General features: G+C 72.3%; 19 protein-coding genes. 15 read left to right on the top strand and 4 right to left on the bottom strand.

What is annotated here, in order from left to right; all coding sequences use genetic code 11:
• Positions 1-87: 87 nt before the first annotated feature.
• The 6 genes from O7635_RS22580 to mnhG are packed head-to-tail and all read left to right on the top strand — an operon-like array spanning position 88 to position 5,863.
• Positions 88-2,847: a Na+/H+ antiporter subunit A gene (locus O7635_RS22580; protein WP_278082448.1), complete on the top strand. Its 2,760-nt coding sequence runs from the start codon at positions 88-90 to the stop codon at positions 2,845-2,847.
• A complete protein-coding gene (locus tag O7635_RS22575; protein ID WP_278082447.1) occupies positions 2,844-3,257 on the top strand; it encodes a Na(+)/H(+) antiporter subunit C in 414 nt (137 codons plus the stop codon). Before O7635_RS22580 ends, O7635_RS22575 begins: the two co-directional genes overlap by 4 nt.
• Entirely contained in the window at positions 3,254-4,756 is a 1,503-nt protein-coding gene (locus O7635_RS22570; RefSeq protein WP_278082446.1) for a Na+/H+ antiporter subunit D, read from the top strand. The genes O7635_RS22575 and O7635_RS22570 overlap by 4 nt, the downstream gene beginning before the upstream one ends.
• Entirely contained in the window at positions 4,753-5,292 is a 540-nt protein-coding gene (locus O7635_RS22565) for a Na+/H+ antiporter subunit E (protein WP_278082445.1), read from the top strand. Before O7635_RS22570 ends, O7635_RS22565 begins: the two co-directional genes overlap by 4 nt.
• Complete coding sequence (locus O7635_RS22560) at positions 5,289-5,537, top strand: monovalent cation/H+ antiporter complex subunit F (RefSeq protein WP_278082444.1); 249 nt, start codon at positions 5,289-5,291, stop codon at positions 5,535-5,537. Before O7635_RS22565 ends, O7635_RS22560 begins: the two co-directional genes overlap by 4 nt.
• Positions 5,534-5,863 carry a monovalent cation/H(+) antiporter subunit G gene (gene mnhG / locus O7635_RS22555; RefSeq protein ID WP_278082443.1) on the top strand — a complete coding sequence of 110 codons (330 nt, stop codon included), beginning with the start codon at positions 5,534-5,536 and terminating at the stop codon, positions 5,861-5,863. The genes O7635_RS22560 and mnhG overlap by 4 nt, the downstream gene beginning before the upstream one ends.
• A 16-nt stretch (positions 5,864-5,879) precedes the next feature.
• Here the strand turns inward: mnhG and O7635_RS22550 are convergent, their stop codons facing one another.
• Positions 5,880-7,271, bottom strand: a complete 1,392-nt coding sequence (locus O7635_RS22550; protein WP_278082442.1) for a hypothetical protein — start codon at positions 7,269-7,271, stop codon at positions 5,880-5,882.
• Positions 7,272-7,359: 88 nt separating this feature from the next.
• On the opposite strand from O7635_RS22550, the gene O7635_RS22545 reads away from it, so the two are divergent.
• Both O7635_RS22545 and O7635_RS22540 read left to right on the top strand, forming a co-directional pair.
• Entirely contained in the window at positions 7,360-8,502 is a 1,143-nt protein-coding gene (locus tag O7635_RS22545) for a DUF5925 domain-containing protein (RefSeq protein WP_278082441.1), read from the top strand.
• 20 nt (positions 8,503-8,522) lie between these two features.
• Positions 8,523-9,266 (top strand): 3-keto-5-aminohexanoate cleavage protein, encoded by a 744-nt coding sequence (locus O7635_RS22540; protein WP_278082440.1) that lies wholly within the window; start codon positions 8,523-8,525, stop codon positions 9,264-9,266.
• Between the two features lie 50 nt (positions 9,267-9,316).
• Here O7635_RS22540 and O7635_RS22535 read toward each other — a convergent pair whose 3' ends face one another.
• On the bottom strand, positions 9,317-10,069 hold the full coding sequence (locus O7635_RS22535) for a methyltransferase (protein WP_278082439.1): 753 nt from the start codon (positions 10,067-10,069) through the stop codon (positions 9,317-9,319).
• 157 nt (positions 10,070-10,226) lie between these two features.
• Between O7635_RS22535 and O7635_RS22530 the strand changes: the two genes are divergently transcribed.
• Positions 10,227-11,033 carry an arylamine N-acetyltransferase gene (locus O7635_RS22530; protein WP_278082438.1) on the top strand — a complete coding sequence of 269 codons (807 nt, stop codon included), beginning with the start codon at positions 10,227-10,229 and terminating at the stop codon, positions 11,031-11,033.
• On the opposite strand, the gene O7635_RS22525 is transcribed toward O7635_RS22530, so the two are convergent.
• On the bottom strand, positions 11,020-12,183 hold the full coding sequence (locus O7635_RS22525; RefSeq protein WP_278082437.1) for a S8 family serine peptidase: 1,164 nt from the start codon (positions 12,181-12,183) through the stop codon (positions 11,020-11,022). The genes O7635_RS22530 and O7635_RS22525 overlap by 14 nt on opposite strands.
• An 84-nt stretch (positions 12,184-12,267) precedes the next feature.
• Between O7635_RS22525 and O7635_RS22520 the strand changes: the two genes are divergently transcribed.
• Positions 12,268-12,621, top strand: coding sequence for a nuclear transport factor 2 family protein (locus O7635_RS22520; protein WP_278082436.1), 354 nt, complete (start codon positions 12,268-12,270; stop codon positions 12,619-12,621).
• A gap of 15 nt (positions 12,622-12,636) precedes the next feature.
• On the opposite strand, the gene O7635_RS22515 is transcribed toward O7635_RS22520, so the two are convergent.
• Positions 12,637-13,275, bottom strand: a complete 639-nt coding sequence (locus O7635_RS22515) for a TetR/AcrR family transcriptional regulator (protein WP_278082435.1) — start codon at positions 13,273-13,275, stop codon at positions 12,637-12,639.
• A 108-nt stretch (positions 13,276-13,383) separates the two neighbouring features.
• Here O7635_RS22515 and O7635_RS22510 point away from each other — a divergent pair, with 108 nt between their 5' ends.
• The 5 genes from O7635_RS22510 to O7635_RS22490 all read left to right on the top strand — a co-directional run bounded on the left by O7635_RS22510 (position 13,384) and on the right by O7635_RS22490 (position 17,460).
• A complete protein-coding gene (locus O7635_RS22510) occupies positions 13,384-14,355 on the top strand; it encodes an aldo/keto reductase (RefSeq protein ID WP_278082434.1) in 972 nt (323 codons plus the stop codon).
• Positions 14,356-14,422: 67 nt separating this feature from the next.
• A complete protein-coding gene (locus O7635_RS22505) occupies positions 14,423-15,319 on the top strand; it encodes an ABC transporter ATP-binding protein (protein ID WP_278082433.1) in 897 nt (298 codons plus the stop codon).
• A gap of 20 nt (positions 15,320-15,339) precedes the next feature.
• Positions 15,340-16,059 carry an ABC transporter permease gene (locus O7635_RS22500; protein WP_278082432.1) on the top strand — a complete coding sequence of 240 codons (720 nt, stop codon included), beginning with the start codon at positions 15,340-15,342 and terminating at the stop codon, positions 16,057-16,059.
• A complete protein-coding gene (locus O7635_RS22495; protein ID WP_278082431.1) occupies positions 16,056-16,811 on the top strand; it encodes a MerR family transcriptional regulator in 756 nt (251 codons plus the stop codon). Before O7635_RS22500 ends, O7635_RS22495 begins: the two co-directional genes overlap by 4 nt.
• On the top strand, positions 16,804-17,460 hold the full coding sequence (locus tag O7635_RS22490) for a GPP34 family phosphoprotein (protein WP_278082430.1): 657 nt from the start codon (positions 16,804-16,806) through the stop codon (positions 17,458-17,460). Before O7635_RS22495 ends, O7635_RS22490 begins: the two co-directional genes overlap by 8 nt.
• Positions 17,461-17,557 lie beyond the last annotated feature (97 nt).

Below are 17,557 nucleotides of genomic sequence, written 5' to 3'. Positions count from 1 at the left end.
CCGAGCCTACTACCACCCGCCAGCGCGACACACGCGTCATGAGCCGACCTAACGTCCTAAATGCGGCATTGCGCCTACCCTGGGCGTGTGCTCGCGCTCGTGGTGGTCCACGCCGTCGTGGCGGTGGCTGCCCCGGCGCTGGTCCGCTGGCTGGGCCGCAGGGCGCTCTACCTGGTCGCGCTCGCACCCCTGGCCGCCCTCTGCTGGGCACTGGCCCTGACCAACCGCGCCGCCGTCGTCGAGACCTACACCTGGGTGCCCGACCTCGGCCTCGCGGTCGACCTGCGGATGGCCACCCTGTCCTGGCTGATGGTGGTCCTGGTCGGCGGCATCGGCGCGCTCGTGCTGATCTACAGCGCCCGCTACTTCCCGGCCGGGACACCAGGACTCGGCCGGTACGCGGGTGTCTTCGTCGCGTTCGCCGGCGCCATGTTCGGCCTGGTGGTGTCCGACAACCTGCTCCTGCTGTACGTGTTCTGGGAGCTGACCACGATCTTCTCGTACCTGCTGATCGCCCAGGACCCGACCCGGCGCAAGAACCGGCGGGCGGCGACCCAGGCGCTGCTGGTCACCACGCTCGGTGGGCTGGCGATGCTGGCGGGCTTCGTCATCCTCGGCCAGGTCGCCGGCTCCTTCCGCTGGTCCGAGATCGAGCGGAACCCACCGCCGGGCGGCGGCCTGATCGCGGCCGCGGTCGTGCTGATCGTGATCGGCGCGCTCAGCAAGTCGGCGATCTTCCCGTTCAGCTTCTGGCTGCCGAGTGCCATGGCCGCGCCCACCCCGGTCAGCGCCTACCTGCACGCCGCGGCCATGGTCAAGGCCGGCGTCTTCCTGGTCGCGCTGCTGGGTCCCGCGCTCGGCGCCGATCAGCCCTGGCGGCCGTTGCTGCTGGTCACCGGCGTGGTCACGATGCTGCTGGCCGGCTGGACCGCGCTGCGCCAGCACGACCTCAAACTGCTCCTGGCGTACGGCACGGTCAGCCAGCTGGGCCTGCTGACGGCGGTGTTCGGCGGGGCGACCCACGACGCGGGCCTGGCCGGCGCCGCCCAGCTGCTGGCCCACGCGCTGTTCAAGTCGACGCTGTTCCTGGTGGTCGGCATCATCGACGTCAACACCGGCACCCGCGACCTGCGGGAGCTCTCCGGTCTCGGCCGCCGGGCGCCCTGGCTGGCCGCCGTGGCGGTGCTGGCCGGAGCGTCGATGGCGGGGCTGCCGCCGTTCGCGGGGTTCGTCGGCAAGGAGGCCGCGTACGCCGCCTTCCTGCACGGCAACGGCGCCGGCGACCTCGTGGTGCTGGCCGCGCTGGTGCTCGGCTCGGTGCTCACCGTCGCCTACACCCTGCGGTTCCTCTGGGGCGCCTTCGCCGACAAACCCGGCGTCGCCACGACCACCCCGCGGCCCATCGCGTCCGACTGGCTGGCCGGTCCGGCGGTGCTCGCCGTGGCCGGCCTCGGTGTCGGCGCGGCCGCCGCGCCGCTCGGCGGCACCCTCGCGCCCTACGCCGACCTGTTCCCGGACGGCGGCGACTACCACCTCGCGGTCTGGCACGGCTTCAACGGCCCATTGGGGCTGAGCGTCCTCGCGCTGGTCGCCGGCGCCGCGCTGTTCGCCGTCCGCCACCGGATCCCGCGCGCCGCGCTGCCGTTCGACGGCGACACCGCGTACTGGAAGGTGATGGGCGGTCTCGACCGGACCGCCGTCGAGCTGACCGGCGCCACCCAGCGCGGCTCGCTCCCGTTCTATCTCGTCGTCATCCTGCTCGCGCTGGTCGCCGGGCTGGGCGGCATCCTGATCGGCGCCGCGCCGTGGCCCGACGACGCCCGGGCCTGGGACACGTCGCTGCAGGTCATCGTCGGTGGCGGGATCGTCGTCGCGGCCGTGGCCGCCGTGCGCGCGCTGCGCCGGCTGACCGCGATGATCCTCGTCGGCGTGTCCGGCTACGGCGTGGCCGTGCTGTTCATCCTGCAGGGCGCGCCGGACCTGGCGCTCACCCAGTTCCTGGTCGAGACCGCCACGATCGCGATGGTCGTGCTGGTGCTGCGCCGGCTGCCGGCTAAGTTCTCGGAGCGGCCCATCCGCACCAGCCGGCTCGGCCGGATCGCGGTCGGCATCGGGGTCGGCGCGGTCGCGGCGGGCATGACCTACGTGGCCGTCGGCGCCCGCGAGGCGGCGCCCGTCTCCGAGGTGTACGCGGAGCTGGCCCCCTCGTTCGGCGGCGGCGACAACATCGTCAACGTGATCCTGGTCGACATCCGGGCCTGGGACACGATGGGCGAGATCGCGGTGCTGGTCGTCGCGGCCACCGGTGTGGCCAGCCTGATCTTCCGGCGCAGTGAGGCGCTGCGCCGCCGCCGGGGCGTGCCCGGGCCGGAGGCGCCGCCGGGCTGGCTGCGGGCCGGTCCCAGCGGGGAGTCGATCATCCTGCAGGTCGTCACCCGCCTGGTCTTCCACACGATCGTGCTGTTCTCGATCTTCCTGCTGTTCTCGGGCCACAACGCCCCCGGCGGCGGCTTCGCCGGCGGTCTGGTGGCGGGGCTCGCGCTCGCGGTCCGCTATCTCGCCGGCGGCCAGGCCGAGCTGCACGCCGCCGCGCCGGTCGACGCGGGCGCGGTGCTCGGCGCCGGGCTCGTCGTGGCGGTCGGCACCGGCGTGCTGGCGATGCTGGCCGGCGGCCAGGTGCTGCAGTCGGCGATCGTCGACCGGCACGTCCCGGTGCTCGGCGACGTGCACCTGGTCACCTCGATCTTCTTCGACATCGGCGTCTACCTGGTCGTGGTCGGCCTCATGCTCGACGTGCTGCGCAGCCTCGGCGGCGAGATCGACCGGCAGGGGGTGGCCGCCGGATGACGCCGAACCTGACGTACGTCGCGGTGGTCGGGGTGCTCGTCGCCGCCGGCGTGATCCTGCTGCTGGAGCGCAGCCTGACCCGGGTGCTGATGGGCGTGGTCCTGCTGGCCAACGGCGTCAACGTGCTGATCCTCGCGGGCGGGCGGTTCGGCGGGCCGCCGATCGTCGGCACCACACCGGACGGCGAGATGGCCGACCCGCTGCCGCAGGCGATGATCCTCACCGCGATCGTCATCACGCTGGGCCTGACGGCGTTCCTGCTGGCGCTGGCCTACCGGAGCTGGCGGCTGGTCGGCCACGACGAGGTGCAGGACGACGTCGAGGACCGCCGGATCGTCGAGCTCGCCGAGCGCGACGCCGGCCCCGAGGTCGAGGACCTCGACGACGACGAGCCGCAGGTGGCGCCGTGACCGCGCTCGTCCCGCTGCCGGTCGTCATCCCGCTGCTGGGCGCGGCGATCACCCTCATGCTCACCCGGTTCCCGCAGGCGCAGCGGCTGGTCAGCCTGGCCGCGCTGGCCGGCGTGCTCGGCGTGGCCATCGCGCTGCTCGCGATCGTCTCGGCCGACGGACCGCTGGTCGTCGCCGTCGGCGCGTGGCCGGTGCCGACCGGCATCGTGCTGGTGGCCGACCAGTTCTCCGCGCTCATGCTGGTCGTCTCGGCCGCGGTGACGCTGTGCGTGCTCGTCTACTCGATCGGCCAGGGCATGGCCGACGGCAGCGAGGACACGCCGCTGTCGATCTACCACCCGAGCTACCTGGTGCTGACGGCCGGCGTCACCAACGCGTTCCTCTCCGGCGACCTGTTCAACCTCTACGTGGGCTTCGAGATCCTGCTCGTCGCGAGCTACGTGCTGATCACCGTCGGCGCGACCGAGGACCGGGTGCGCGCCGGCACGACGTACGTCGTGGTCAGTCTGCTCTCGTCCCTGATCTTCCTGGCCGGGGTCGGCCTGGTCTATGCCGCGGCCGGCACCCTCAACATGGCCCAGCTCGCCGGCCGGCTCGACGCGCTGCCCGACGGGTTGCGGCTGATGCTCAACTGCGTGCTGCTGCTGGCGTTCGGCATCAAGGCGGCGGTCTTCCCGCTCGCGTTCTGGTTGCCGGACAGCTACCCGACCGCGCTCGCGCCGGTCACCGCCGTCTTCGCCGGCCTGCTGACCAAGGTCGGCCTGTACGCCATCATCCGCGTCGAGACCCTGCTCTTCCCCGGCGGCCCGACCCGCGAGCTGATGCTCGTGCTGGCCCTGCTGACGATGCTGGTCGGCATCCTGGGCGCGATCGCGCAGTCCGACGTCAAGCGGCTGCTCTCGTTCACCCTGGTCAGTCACATCGGCTACATGCTGTTCGGCATCGGCCTGGCCAACCAGCTCGGGCTCTCCTCCGCCATCTTCTACGTGGTGCACCACATCACCATCCAGACCACGCTGTTCCTCGTCGTCGGCCTGGTCGAGCGGTACGGCGGCACCACGGCCCTCGAACGCCTCGGCGGCCTCGCGACCCTGTCGCCGATGCTGGCGGTGCTGTTCTTCGTGCCGGCGCTCAACCTCGCGGGCATCCCGCCGTTCTCCGGCTTCCTCGGCAAGCTGGGCCTGATCGAGGCCGGCAGCGCGGCCGGGGGCGGGCTCCGCTGGGCGTTGGTCGCCGCCGCACTGGCGACGAGCCTGCTGACGCTGTACGCCATCGCCCGCGTCTGGAACCTGGCCTTCTGGCGCCGCCCGCCCGCCACGCCGCCGACCGACCGCGGGCCGATGTCACTGCTGATGCTCGGCTCGACCGTCGTGCTCGTCGTGCTCGGCGTCGGGCTGACGGTCGTCGCCGGTCCGCTGTTCGACGTCACCACCGACGCGGCCGGCGACCTGCTCGACCGGGTGCCCTACGTCGAGGCCGTCCGCGGGGCCGCGCGGTGAACCGGACCCGGCGCAACAACACCATCGGTGCCCTGCTCGGCATGACCCTCGTCTGGATCCTGCTGTGGGGCACGTTCAGCTGGGCGAACCTGATCGGCGGCCTGCTCGTCGCCGGTGTCGTGCTGATTGCCTTCCCGCTGCCGCCCGTCGTCTTCGGCGGCCGCCTCCGCCCGATCCCGTTGCTGCGCTTCGCGGCCCTGTTCCTGTGGGACCTGGTCCTGGCCAGCGTCCAAGTGGCCGCGCTGGCGTTCCGGCCCGGCGAGCCGCCCCGCAGCGCCATCATCGGCGTGCGCCTGCGCGTCAACACGGACCTCAACCTGACGTTGACGGCGGAGGCGCTCACGCTGCTCCCCGGCAGCCTGATCCTCGAGGTCGACCGCGCGGCCGGGGTGCTCTACGTCCATGTCCTCGACGTCCGCGACCGGGTGGACGCCGAACACTTCCACCGCGACGTGCTCGCCCTGGAACGCCGGATCGTCGAGGCGATCGGCGCGCCGGCCGAGGTCGCCCGTGTCTCCAACGGAGTTGTCCCATGACCATCGTCGCCATCACCGTGACCGTCATCCTGGCGGTCGCCGCGCTGCTCGCCCTGGTCCGCATCGTGCGCGGACCGTCCATCCTGGACCGCGTGGTCGCCACCGACGTGGTGCTGGCCGTCATCGTCTCCGCCATCGCCGCGGAGGCCGCCTACACGCAGGACGCCACCGCCCTGCCGGTGCTCGTCGTGCTGTCCATTTTGGGCTTCGTGGGGTCGGTCAGCGTCGCGCGGAACATGAAATGAGCGCCCTGGACGCGGCCGCGTCGGCGTGCCTGATCGCAGGGGCGCTGTTCAGTTTGGCGGCCGGGGTTGCCCTGAACCGGTTCCCGGACATCCTGTCCCGCATGCATGCCGCGACGAAGCCCCAGGTGTTGGGCCTGTTGCTGGTGCTGCTCGGGTGCGCGCTGCGCTTCCGCAACACGGTCGACATCACGACGCTCGTGCTGATCGGCGCGTTCCAACTGACCACGGCGCCGGTGGCGGCCCACATGGTCGGCCGGGTGGCCTACCGTTCGGGCCTCCGCCGCGACGACCTCCTGGTCATCGACGAGCTCGCGGACCGTGGGTAGTGCGCTGCAGCCACCCTCAGCGGAACGCTTGGGCGACCGTCCAGATGACCTGGGTCACGAACGCGTACACGCGGTAGAGCGCGTAGGCGAGCCACACGCTGCCCAGGACCGTCGCCGTGATGAGGATCGCCGGCCCGGTGAACGGCGCGGCGTCCAACACCGCGCCGCCGGCCATCGCCACGGCGGCGACCACCAGGGCCAGCGGCACTGTCCGGATCAGGCCCTTGACCGCCCGCCACAGGTCCCATGCGATCCGCGTCCGCGAGTCGGCCTCCCACGGTGGGGTGGGCGCGTCGGTGTACGAGGTCCGCGTGGCCAGGTCGGCCAGGTCTCGGCCGGCGACCCGGTCCGGCTCGTGTGGTGAGGCGCGCAGGGCCTCGGTCAGCGCGGTGAGATCGGCCCGCCGACGGGGGCGGCCGGTGCGCGGATCGGTCAGCAGGAGATCCGGGATGGGGTTGCCCTTCGGACCTCGGTGCGCGAGCACCCAGGCCCGACCGGTTCCCTTCAGCCTCCCCGGCGGCAGCACGAGCATCGTCCCCGAATGCAGGTCGACCGAGGTCCCCCAACCTTCGGACGTGATGCGCAGCGTCGACCCGTCGACCAGCGCGGCCCGGTCGGTCAGGAACCGCCCGTCGCCGTACAGGTCCATGGCCACGAAGAAGCCGAGGATCAACGCGACCCCGCCGGTCAACAGGACGACGAACCCCACCGCCTGGTGCCACCGGGTCGCCAGCACCACCAGAACGAGGACGGGTACGAGGACGATGAGATACCACCCTGCGAACACCACCGCCTTGCGCCGGTCCAGCCGCAGGTGCCACCGCGCGAGGTCGGACCCGGCGGGAAACTCGCTCAGGCGCACCGCTCCCTCCGGCGGCCGGGCACTGCGCAGGTCGTGCAGCCGACCGCCCGCCAACGCCGCCAGTTCCTCGACGAAACGGTCCGCGTCCCCGGTCACCTCGTCCACCCGGCACAGGTTCAGCGCCGGCCGCCCGTCGAGTGGGCTGCGTTCGGCGGCCGCGTCCTGAAATCCGACCGCGTCGGCCGGCACCAGGAGCAGCCGCGCGTCCGGCGCGCCGCCGTGCCGCCCGCCGCTGTCCGGGACGTCGGCCACGACCACCGCCGCGATCTGGCCCCACCCCAGCCGGCGCTCGAGCGACGGCAGGCGCAACGACCAGCCGTCGGCGTCGACATCGACGGCGAACCGGCTCGCAGCGCGCCGGATCAACCGGAGCCCGAGCACGAAGAACAGCACCAGCCAGGCAGCGAGCGCGACCCAGCCCAACCAGTCCCCGTCCGACCCCGCGGCCCGCAGGGACAGCAGCGCGGTCACCGTCACGCCGGCCACCAGGAGCAGACCGACGATGGCGACGAAGGCCCGGTCGGCCCGGCGACGACGCAGCTTCACCGGCTCATCATCGGGATGAATGTCAAGTCCGTGCGACGCTGCGGGAAATCCGCTATCCACAAGGGCTTTGAGCGGTGATCATTGAGGGGTGCGTATCCCGCGGCAGTTTCCGTTCGAGCTCGGCGCCCCCGGCGTCGCGCCGGAGTCGGTGCTGCCCGTCGTGCTCACCGTCGACGACACCGACTCCCCTCGGGACGTCATCGACGCGCTGGCGCTGACCGCGTTCGTCGCCGGTCACCAGCCGCACGCGACGACGCGCGACCTGACCGACGTGCGCGCGGACGCCACGCTGCTGCCGGCCGGCGTCAGCCCGCTGCGCGAGAGCGTCAGTGCGACCGAGCACGCCCGGCTGGCCTCCGGCGACGGCTGGACGCTGCGGTCCGTGCACTGGCCACGCAACAAGAGCGCCCAGGTCTCGGTCACCGCCGTCACGGCCGAGCTGGGCGCCGAGATCCTCGAGCGTGCGCTCGACGGCATGACCGAGGAGCCCGCGCCGGTCGAGGAAGCGGTGCAGATGGGCTTCTGGTACGCCGGGACGCAGGGCCCGCAGCGCCACCCCCGACCGATCACGGCGGGCTCGTGGGCCGACATCCGGGCCAACTACGCCGGTGTCGCGGCGGCGAGCTTCGACCGCCTCATGAAGGTCGACCGCGAGTCCGTCCACGGCCGGCTGTTGCTGCTGCACGGCCCGCCCGGCACCGGCAAGACCACGGTGCTGCGGGCGCTCGCGCGCGAGTGGCACGAGTGGTGCCAGTTCGACTGCGTGCTCGACCCGGAGTCGCTGTTCAGCAGCCCGGCCTACCTGATGGAAGTGGCCCTCAGCAGCTCCGGTGACTGCCGGTGCCCCGACAAGCGGCACGACAAGTGGCGGCTCCTGCTGCTCGAGGACTGCGACGAGCTGATCCGCGGCGAGGCCAAGCACAACACCGGCCAGGCGCTCTCGCGGCTGCTCAACCTCACCGACGGGCTGCTCGGCCAGGGACGCAAGGTGCTCGTGGCGATCACGACCAACGAGGACCTCGCCCGCCTGCACCCGGCCGTCGTGCGGCCCGGGCGGTGCCTGGCCCGCGTCGAGGTGCCGGCGCTGCCGTTCGGCGAGGCCACGACCTGGCTCGGCACGTCGGCCGGGGTGCCCGCCGGCGGCGCGACCCTGGCCGAGCTCTACGCGCTGCGCGAGGGCTACGGCGGCACGGAGGGCCGGGAGCCGGTCGCCACCGGCCTCTATCTCTAGCCACCTGCGAAAGGATCCTCGTGCGGCCCGAGATCACCCGCATCAAGGCGTGCGTCAACGGCGGCCGGCGCCGCGACGAGCACCCGGCCGTGCCGACCGCGCCCGACGAGCTGGCCACGGCGGCGGCCGCAGCGGTCGCCGCCGGCGCCGAGGCGGTGCACCTGCATCCGCGCGACCGGGACGGCGCGCAGTCGCTGGAGCCCGACGACGTGGCGGCGGCCGTCGCCGCCGTCCGCCGGGCCTGTCCAGGCGTGCCGGTCGGGGTGACCACCGGCCTGTGGATCAGCGACGGCGACACCGGCCGACGGTTGGCGACCGTGACCAGGTGGACCGACCTGCCCGCGGCAGCCCGACCGGACTTCGCGTCGGTCAACGTCAGCGAGCCAGGCTTCCACGACCTGGTCGAGGCGTTGGACCGAGCCGGGATCGGCGTCGAGGCCGGCGTGTGGTCGACCGCCGACGCACGGACGCTGGCCACCGCCGCCCGCCGCTCGTGGACCCGCGTCCTGGTGGAGATCATGGACGGCACCGCCGAGACAGCCGACGCGATCCTCGCCATCCTCGACGAGGGTCGCGTCGGCGGGCCACGGCTGCTGCACGGCGAGGACGAGACCTGCTGGCCGATGGTCGCCCACGCCGGTCGGCTCGGGCTGCCGACACGCATCGGACTCGAGGACACCCTCACGGGCCCCGCCGGCCAACCGATCAGCGACAACGCCGACCTGGTCCGGCACGCGCTGACGGTCTGGAACGCCGCCGCCTGAGTCCCTTGCCCGCGACCGGTGATCGACGCCCTGGACCTGCTCGTGCTGCGCTACAGCAGATGGGGTACGAGCGCCCGCCGCTCGGCCGGGTAGTCGGGGAAGCGCTCGCGGTACCAGGCGTGGTGGTCGATCGCCCTCGGGGCCAGGTTGGCGGTCGTGTAGACGGCGAACGCCAGTCCCGCCGGGGACCAGGTCGCCAACGCCCACCCGAACCACTGCACGATCTCCCCGGCGTAGTTCGGGCTGCTGACCCAGCGGAACGCGCCCCCGTACGGGATGCGGTAGCCGGTCTCGCCCGGCCCACGCAGCCGGCGCAACGTGGAGTCCGAGCGCACGTGCACGACCAGCCCGGCGAAGAAGAGCACCACCCCGGCGAGGAAGCGCGGATCGGTGAGCCAGCCGTCGGCGTAACCGCCGAGGTCGGCCACCCACCAGGCGTTGACGGTCGCGTTGAGCACGTTGAACACCATCGCGAGCGCCACGACCAGCAACGGCATGCGGGCGCCCGGGCGCATCAACGCCGGGTAGACGAAGGCCCGGTAGACGTAGTGGCACAGCCACAGCGCCAGGAGCACCAGGGGGACCAGGTCCGCGCAACGCGATCCGGCGGCGAACACGGCGACGAAGACCAGGACCGCGGGCGACTCCATCACCACCCACCCGACCCGGCCCGGAACCGTCGGACCCCAACCGCCGCGTTGATAACGGCCGTACGGCGCGCGGATCCACAAGAGAGCGACCACGGTCACGACGGCGAGCCCGAACTCCAGCGCGACCAGACCGCCGTACCACCCGATGCTCATGGATCGAAGTCTACGAACCGCGCACGTGGGCCATCCTTCGCGGCCGGGGCCCACGCGTGACGTCGACCGTCTAACCTCCGGGAGGACGCGGCGAACCGGCCCGGTGGAGGATCGCCGTGGCAGAGGCCGCCGTCAACCCATGAGCGAGGAGGCGATCGTGGATCTCGAGGCATATCTCGAGCGGGTCGGACTGGACCGGTCGGCGCCGACGCTGCCGTTCCTGCGGGCCCTGCACGAGGCGCATGTGCGTACGTTCACCTTCGACAACATCGATGTGCTGCTCGACCAGCATCCGGGCGTCGAGCTGCCGGCGCTCGAGGCCAAGTTCGTCGGGCGCGGGCGGGGCGGCTACTGCTTCGAGCACGCGACGCTCTTCGCCGCCGTGCTGGAAGCGCTGGGCTACCAGGTCGAGCGCCGGCTGGGGCGGGTCGGGGACGTGCGCACGGCCCCGCGTACGCACTGCGTCGTCATCGTCTCGGCGGAGGGAGCGCGATGGCTGGCGGATCCGGGGTTCGGGCACAGCCTGCTGCGCCCGATCCTGCTGGCCGACGGCGCGCAGGACGACTACCGCGGGTGGCCGTTCCGCCTCGCCGCCGTCGACACGCCGGACACCGGGCGGGCGTGGCGGCTGGAGCGGTTCCGCGGCGGCACCTGGGAGGCGATGCACACGGTCGACGAGCTTCCCGTGCACCAGGTCGACGTGCGCGTGGGGCATCACTTCACCAGCACGTACCCGAGCTCGCACTTCCGAAGTGGACTGATGCTGACGCGCCACCGGCCGGACCGCCACATCTCGATCACGCACGAGACGGTGACCGTCCGGCGGCCCGGCGAACCCACCGAACACCGGACGCTCGAGCCGGGCGAGCTGGAGAAGCTGCTCGCGGACGTCGAAGCGGGACTGACGGCGGACGAGACCACCCGACTGCTGGCGAGGGTTGACGGGATCCTCAGCGCCCGCTGACGGATCTGCGGCGCAGCAGGAGGACGGCGCCGAGGACGAGCAGGGCGAGGATCACGACGGCGGCTGTCGCGATCGCGATGAGCAGCGTGGGGAAGCCGGTGTCGTCCTCGTCGGCGGCCACCGCCGGGTCGGTGGCGGGTGCCGTGGTGGCCGCCGCCGGCGTGCCGAGGGGGTTCTCGTCGACCGTGGGCACCTCCGCCGTCAGGGCCGCGAGGGGGTTGACCACGCCGAAGCCGTACGACTCGTCGCGTCCCTTCGGCCCTCGATCCGTCGCCGTCTCGACGAGCCGGTTGACCACGTTCGCGGCGTCCAGGTCGGGGTAGCGGGCGCGCACCAGTGCGGCGACGCCGGACACCATCGCGGTCGCGGGGCTGGTCGCCGCGTCCGTGATGTAGGCGTAGTTGGTGGCGCCGCGGTTGACGGCGACCGGGATCTTCGCGCCCGGCGCCGCGATGGCCAGCGACGGACCGTGGTTGGTCAGCGGCGACACCTCGTTGCGCGAGTCGACCGCGTTGACGGAGATGACGCCGGGGACCTTGGCCGTGTCGGCGACGTCGGCACCGCTGTTGCCGGCGCCCGCGACCACCACGATGTCCTGGCGCACCGCCTCGGCGATGGCGGCGAGCAGCTCCGGGTCCGGCGTGCCGGTGGCGTCGGTGCCGATGGACAGGTTGAGCACGTCGGGCTTCTGCGCGGTGGCCCACCGGACGGCCTCGACCAGCGCCTCCGAGCCCGCGCCGCTGCTGCCGGCGCCGGCGTTGACCGGGAGGATCCGGGCCTTGGGCGCGATGCCCAACATGTGGCCGGACCCGCCGCCCTTGCCCGCGATGATGCTGGCCATCGACGTGCCGTGACTGCCCGCGGCGTCGACGTCGGTGCGGCCGTCCGTGCCCGCGGCCGGCCCGAATCCCCTGCCCGGCAACACCTGGCCCCGCAGGTCGCGGTGGTTGGCGTTGACACCGGTGTCGACGACGGCGACGACCACACCCTCGCCCTGGCTGACCCGGTGCACCTGACTGATCTTGAACGCGTCGAGGTGCCAGGAGAGCCCGCGCACGTCGTCGTCGGCGTGCGCGGCCGGCGTCGCGATGACCATCGACAGCAGGACGATCGCCAGGACGGCCGTGCTCCGCAGCTGACGCGTAACCATGTGAACCCTCCCCTATGGGTGCCGCGGCGGCCCAGTCTAGTGAGGAGCGAGGGCCGGGCGCCGCACCATGAGAGGCTCGGTCACATGACCCAGGTCGATGCCGAGGTGGCGGAGGCGTTCTCCCGCCACGAGTTCCACCGGACCTACGCCCATCTCGCGCCGACCGTCCGCTGGGACGTCGTCGGCGACCGGACCCACGAAGGCAGCGCGGCGGTACGCGAAACCTGCGAGGCGTCGGCCGCCTGGCTCGCCGACGCCAGGACGACCTTCACGAAGTTCGACGTCCTGACCGGGCCCGACTTCGTCGTGGTCGACTCCACAGCGGAATACGTGACCGCCGACGAACCACCATCCGTCGTGGCGTCCTGCGACATCTACCGCTTCGCGGAGAACCAGCTGGTCGCCATCACCTCGTACACCGTCGAACTGCCGAGCTGACGACCGAACCCGCGCTCAGCGCGGGCCGGATCGCCGCCGCGGTCGTGGCGACAGTGGCCAGCTGAGCATCGCCGTGTCGGCCACCTCGAGCAGCTCCGCGGCGGTGACGCCGCCGGCGGCCTGGACCGCGATGCCGTTGCCCACCGTCATGATGTAGCGGGCCAGCCGCGCCGGGTCGGTGTCGCTCGGCAGGTCGCCCTCGTCCACCGCCCGCTGGAAGCGTTCCGCGAGCCGGGCGGTGGCCTCGTTGCGCCAGTCCGCGAGCACGTCGTGCGCCGATCGCCCCTCGTCGCTCGCCGCCAGCGCGCCCTGCACCGTCAGGCAGCCGGCCGGGCCACCGGGGCGGGTCGTCGTCCGGACCGCTCCCTGGAGGAACGCCTCGGCCACCGCGCGCGCCGTCGGCTCGGCCAGCGCGCGGGTCGCGTACGACGCCGGCCCCTCCGCGTATCGCGCCAGCGCCTTGCGGAACAGCTGCTCCTTGTTGCCGAACGCCGCGTACATGCTGGTCTTCGTGATTCCCATGGCGCCGGTGAGGTCGGTGAGGCTCGCGCCCTCGTAGCCGCGCGCCCAGAACACCTGCATCGCGCGTTCCAGCGCCTCGTCGACGTCGAATCCTCTGGGCCGGCCGACGACGGCACCACGGACATCACCCATGGCATCAGCGTACGCCGAGGTCAGCGACTTCCGTACCGATCGGTCGGGAAGGGTGCTACGGTTGTGTACCGATCGGTACTTAATCAGCGACCGCAAGGAGCCACCATCATGCGAACCGTCTCGCTCGGCGGACTCGACGTCTCGCGCATCGGACTCGGCGCGATGGGCATGTCCGCTTACTACACCGGCGCCGGCCAAGGCGACGACGAGTCGATCCGGACCATCCACCGCGCCATCGACCTCGGGGTCACGCACCTCGACACCGCGGAGCTCTACGGCCCCTACGTCAACGAGGAGCTGGTGGGCCGGGCCGTCAAGGGGCGCCGGGACCAGGTCGTGCTGGCCACCAAGTTCGGCCTCGTCTCGCACCTGGGCCGCCCGGGCGCCGACAGCAGCCCGGCCAACATCCGGCTGGCCGTCGAAGGGTCGCTGCGCCGGCTGGGCACCGACCATATCGACCTCTACTACCAGCATCGGGTCGACCCCGACACGCCCATCGAGGTCACGGTCGGGGCGTTGGCCGAGCTCGTCGCCGAGGGCAAGGTGCGGCACATCGGGCTGTCGGAGGCGGGCCCGGCGACGATCCGGCGCGCGCACGCCGTGCACCCGGTGGCCGCGGTCCAGACCGAGTACTCGCTGTGGACCCGCGACCCCGAGGCCGAGATCCTGCCGGTCCTGCGGGAACTGGGCATCGGCTTCGTGCCGTACTCCCCGCTGGGTCGCGGTTTTCTCACCGGCCACATGCGTTCGCTGGCCGACCTCGACACCGACGACTGGCGCCGCACCAACCCGCGCTTCGCCGACGGCAACCTCGAACGCAACCTGCATATCGTCGAGGAGGTACGGGCCGTCGCGGCCGAGGTGGCGGCCACGCCCGCACAGGTGGCCCTGGCCTGGCTGCTCGCCCAGGGCGGCGACATCGCCCCCATTCCGGGCACCAAGCGGGTCGCCCGGGTGGAGGAGAACGCCGCCGTCGACGGCATCGCGCTCAGCGCGGACCAGATCGCCCGGCTGAGCAACCTGGCCGCGGCGAAGGGCGAGCGCTATGACATGGGCAACATGGCCGCCATCGATCGCTGACGGGACTTGACCCTGTTCCAGGAACAGGGTGTTCAGTCGCCGCAGTTCCGCACACGGGGAGAGAACGATGATGCGTCAGTCACCCGTCATCGAGGTCGATCGGCTGAACCTCACATATGGCGATTTCCATGCCGTCAAGGACCTGTCGTTCCAGGTCGAGCGGGGGGAGCTCTACGCGCTGCTGGGCACGAACGGGGCCGGCAAGACGTCGGCGTTGGAGATCATCGAGGGGCACCGGAAGGCGACGTCGGGAACGGTGCGCGTCTTCGGCACGAGCCCGACGGACCGGCGGGCGGTGCGGGCCAGGATGGGAATCATGCTCCAGGAGAGCGGGTTCTCGCCTGACCTCACCGTCGCCGAGTCCGTGCGGCTGATCGGCCGGCTCAGCGGGCGCACCGACTCGGTCGAGCGGGTGCTCGGCCTCGTCGACCTCACCGGCAAGTCCGCCAACCGGGTGTCGCAGCTGTCCGGCGGCGAGAAGCGCCGACTCGACTTCGCCACCGCGGTGTACGGGCGACCGGAGCTGCTCTTCCTCGACGAGCCGACGACCGGCCTGGACATCGCGTCCCGGGACGCCCTCTGGGCCGCCGTGGAGCAGCTGCGCGAGGACGGTTCCACGATCGTCCTGACCACGCACTACCTGGAGGAGGCGCAGCAGCGGGCCGACCGCATCGGGCTGATGCACCGTGGCACCTTCCACCGTCAGGGAACGGTGTCGGAGCTGACCGGCGCCCTGCCCGCGTCCATCCACTTCGGACTGCCGGCGGCCGCGCCGGCGCTGCCGATGCGGGCCGCCGAACTGCCCGGGCCGACGTACCTCGTCGAGACCTTCGACCTGCAGGCGGACCTCAAGCGGCTGCTGGACTGGGCGGACGCGCACGGAGTCGAGTTGGCCGGCCTGTCCGCCGCGCCCACCCGGCTGGACGACGTCTTCCGGGCCATCGACGCCGAACCCGTCGCCTGACCACGCCGAAAGGAGCCATCGTGCTTGCCATCGCGCACAGCGAGCTCGTCCAGATCCTGCGCAACCGGGCCGTGCTGGTCACCAACCTCGTCATGCCGGTCCTGGCGAGCGCGTTCTTCATCTACAACCGCGACGCGTTCGCACAGCTCGGCAGCCTCGGGTACGTCGCCGCCGTGATCGTCTTCACCATCGGCGCGTTCAGCCTCTACACCACGGCCGTGACCACCCTGGCCGCGCGCCGGCAGGACCTGTTCCTCAAGCGCCTGCGCTCCACCACGGCCGGCGACCAGGCCATCCTGTCCGGCCTGGTGCTGCCGGTCAGCGCGATCGCGCTGGTCCAGGTCGGAGTGATCCTCGCGGTGTTCGCCGCGGTCGGCGGTGGGCCGGCCAACCCCGCCCTGCTCGTGGTGGCCATCGTGGCGTCGTTCACGATGCTGCTCGCGCTCGCGATGGCCACGGCCGGCCTGACCCGGTCGCCCGAGCACGCCCAGGTGACCACCCTGCCGCTGAGCCTGGGCACCATCGCCGTGGCCAACTGGGTGGGCATCACCGGCACCGAGAGCCTCACCCTGGTCAAGCGGCTGCTGCCCGGCGGCGCGGCCACCGAGCTGGTCATGGACACCTGGAACGGCGGGGTCCCGGTCACGGAGTCGCTGGCGCTGCTGGGGCCGACGTTCGCCTGGGTAGTCGTGGCGGTCGCGCTCGCCACGCGCATGTTCCGCTGGGAGCCGGGCCGATGAGCGACGGCGGGTGGAGCACGCGCGAGCTGGCCGACCTCGCCGGGACCACCGTCAACACCATCCGGCACTACCACCGGCTCGGCCTGCTCGACGAGCCCGAACGCAGGACCAACGGATACAAGGAGTACGGCGTGCGGCACCTCGTGCGCCTGCTCCGCATCCGGCGGCTCGCCGAGCTGGGCGTGCCGCTGTCGCAGATCGGCGCGGTCGCCGACGGCGCGGACAGCGCCCCGGACGCGCTGCGGCGCCTCGACGCGGAGCTCGCGGCCGGCATCGAGCGCCTCCAGAAGGCCCGGGCCGCCATCGCGGTCATCCTGCGCGACGGCGCTCCGGCCGACACGCCGCCCGGGTTCGAGTCCGTCGCATCACGACTGTCCGAAGCGGACAGTTCGATCATCCACATCTACACCCAGCTCTACGACGAGGACGCCATGGCGGACCTCCGGCGCATGGTGGAGGCCGACGACGACGTCAGCGCGGACATCGACGCCATGCCACCCGACGCGGACGAGGCGACCCGGCAGCGCCTCGCCGAGCGGCTCGCGCCGACGCTGGCGCGCAACCTGGCCGCGTACCCGTGGCTGACCGATCCTGGAAAGCACCTGTCGAAGAGCGAAAGCGTCGCGCAGGAGACGTTCGTGAAGGCGATCGTCGAGCTCTACAACCCCGCCCAGCTGGATGTGTTGGCCCGCGCCAGCGGGCTCGCCAACGAGCAGCTGCGCACGACCGAGGAAGGCACCACCGATGACTGAGTCGCCGACACTCGCCGAAGATCTTCTGCTGCTTCTCTTCCAGCCGCGCTCCGGCACGATCGCCGGGGAGAACACCCTGTTCTACGTGCTCGGCGGCGCCGTGGTCGCCGAGCTGGCCCTGGACGGGCGGGTGGACGCGAACGGCGCCAAGGTGAGCGCCGTCGCCGACCGTGCCCCGTCGGACGACATCCTGCGCTCCGCGTGGGACTACGTCGCCGAGAAGCCGAGGAACGTGCAGACCGTGCTCGCCGCGGTCGGGCCGCGCCTGCGTGGGCCGCTGCTCGAGCGGCTGGTCGCCCGCGGCGACCTCCGCCGGACGCGCCGCCGCACGCTGGGCCTGTTCAACCGGACGGTGCTGGAGGACGGCGGGCGCCGGGCCGGCCTGCTCGCGGACGTCCGGGACGTACTGGTCAACGGCGCGGAACCGCAGCCCCGGGTCGCGGTGCTCGGTGCGCTGCTCTCGGCGAGCGGCACGCTCCCCCAGTTCGACCCGGAGATCCCATGGACCACTCCGGTCATCACCCGCGCCAAGGAGCTCGAACGGGGCAACTGGGGCGCCGGCGCCGCGGCGGAAGCGGTCACCCGCACGGTCACCGCCACGATCGTCAACAACGTCGTCGTCGCCACGGCGGTGATCCCGCGCGGCTGACCCGCGGCTGACCGACGCGTGCGGTGGGGCGAGTTCTGCGTGTCTTGCGGTGGCGGGCGAGAATAGCCGGCACACGCACGTGTCGATCGCAAAGGAG

It is taken from the genome of Asanoa sp. WMMD1127, assembly GCF_029626225.1.
In the GTDB taxonomy this organism is placed as follows: Bacteria; Actinomycetota; Actinomycetes; order Mycobacteriales; family Micromonosporaceae; genus Asanoa.
The sequence above is the reverse complement of the archived record's forward strand: the minus strand, read 5'-3'. Positions and strand labels throughout refer to the sequence as shown.

Bases quoted from the DNA above. Each gene is read 5' to 3' on its own strand.
- O7635_RS22525 (WP_278082437.1), bottom strand. From the start codon at position 12,183: ATGGTTACGCGTCAGCTGCGGAGCACGGCCGTCCTGGCGATCGTCCTG.
- O7635_RS22505 (WP_278082433.1), top strand. From the start codon at position 14,423: ATGATGCGTCAGTCACCCGTCATCGAGGTCGATCGGCTGAACCTCACA.
- O7635_RS22490 (WP_278082430.1), top strand. From the start codon at position 16,804: ATGACTGAGTCGCCGACACTCGCCGAAGATCTTCTGCTGCTTCTCTTC.
- O7635_RS22575 (WP_278082447.1), top strand. From the start codon at position 2,844: ATGACGCCGAACCTGACGTACGTCGCGGTGGTCGGGGTGCTCGTCGCC.
- O7635_RS22535 (WP_278082439.1), bottom strand. From the start codon at position 10,069: ATGAGCATCGGGTGGTACGGCGGTCTGGTCGCGCTGGAGTTCGGGCTC.
- mnhG (WP_278082443.1), top strand. From the start codon at position 5,534: ATGAGCGCCCTGGACGCGGCCGCGTCGGCGTGCCTGATCGCAGGGGCG.
- O7635_RS22510 (WP_278082434.1), top strand. From the start codon at position 13,384: ATGCGAACCGTCTCGCTCGGCGGACTCGACGTCTCGCGCATCGGACTC.
- O7635_RS22495 (WP_278082431.1), top strand. From the start codon at position 16,056: ATGAGCGACGGCGGGTGGAGCACGCGCGAGCTGGCCGACCTCGCCGGG.
- O7635_RS22560 (WP_278082444.1), top strand. From the start codon at position 5,289: ATGACCATCGTCGCCATCACCGTGACCGTCATCCTGGCGGTCGCCGCG.
- O7635_RS22520 (WP_278082436.1), top strand. From the start codon at position 12,268: ATGACCCAGGTCGATGCCGAGGTGGCGGAGGCGTTCTCCCGCCACGAG.
- O7635_RS22515 (WP_278082435.1), bottom strand. From the start codon at position 13,275: ATGGGTGATGTCCGTGGTGCCGTCGTCGGCCGGCCCAGAGGATTCGAC.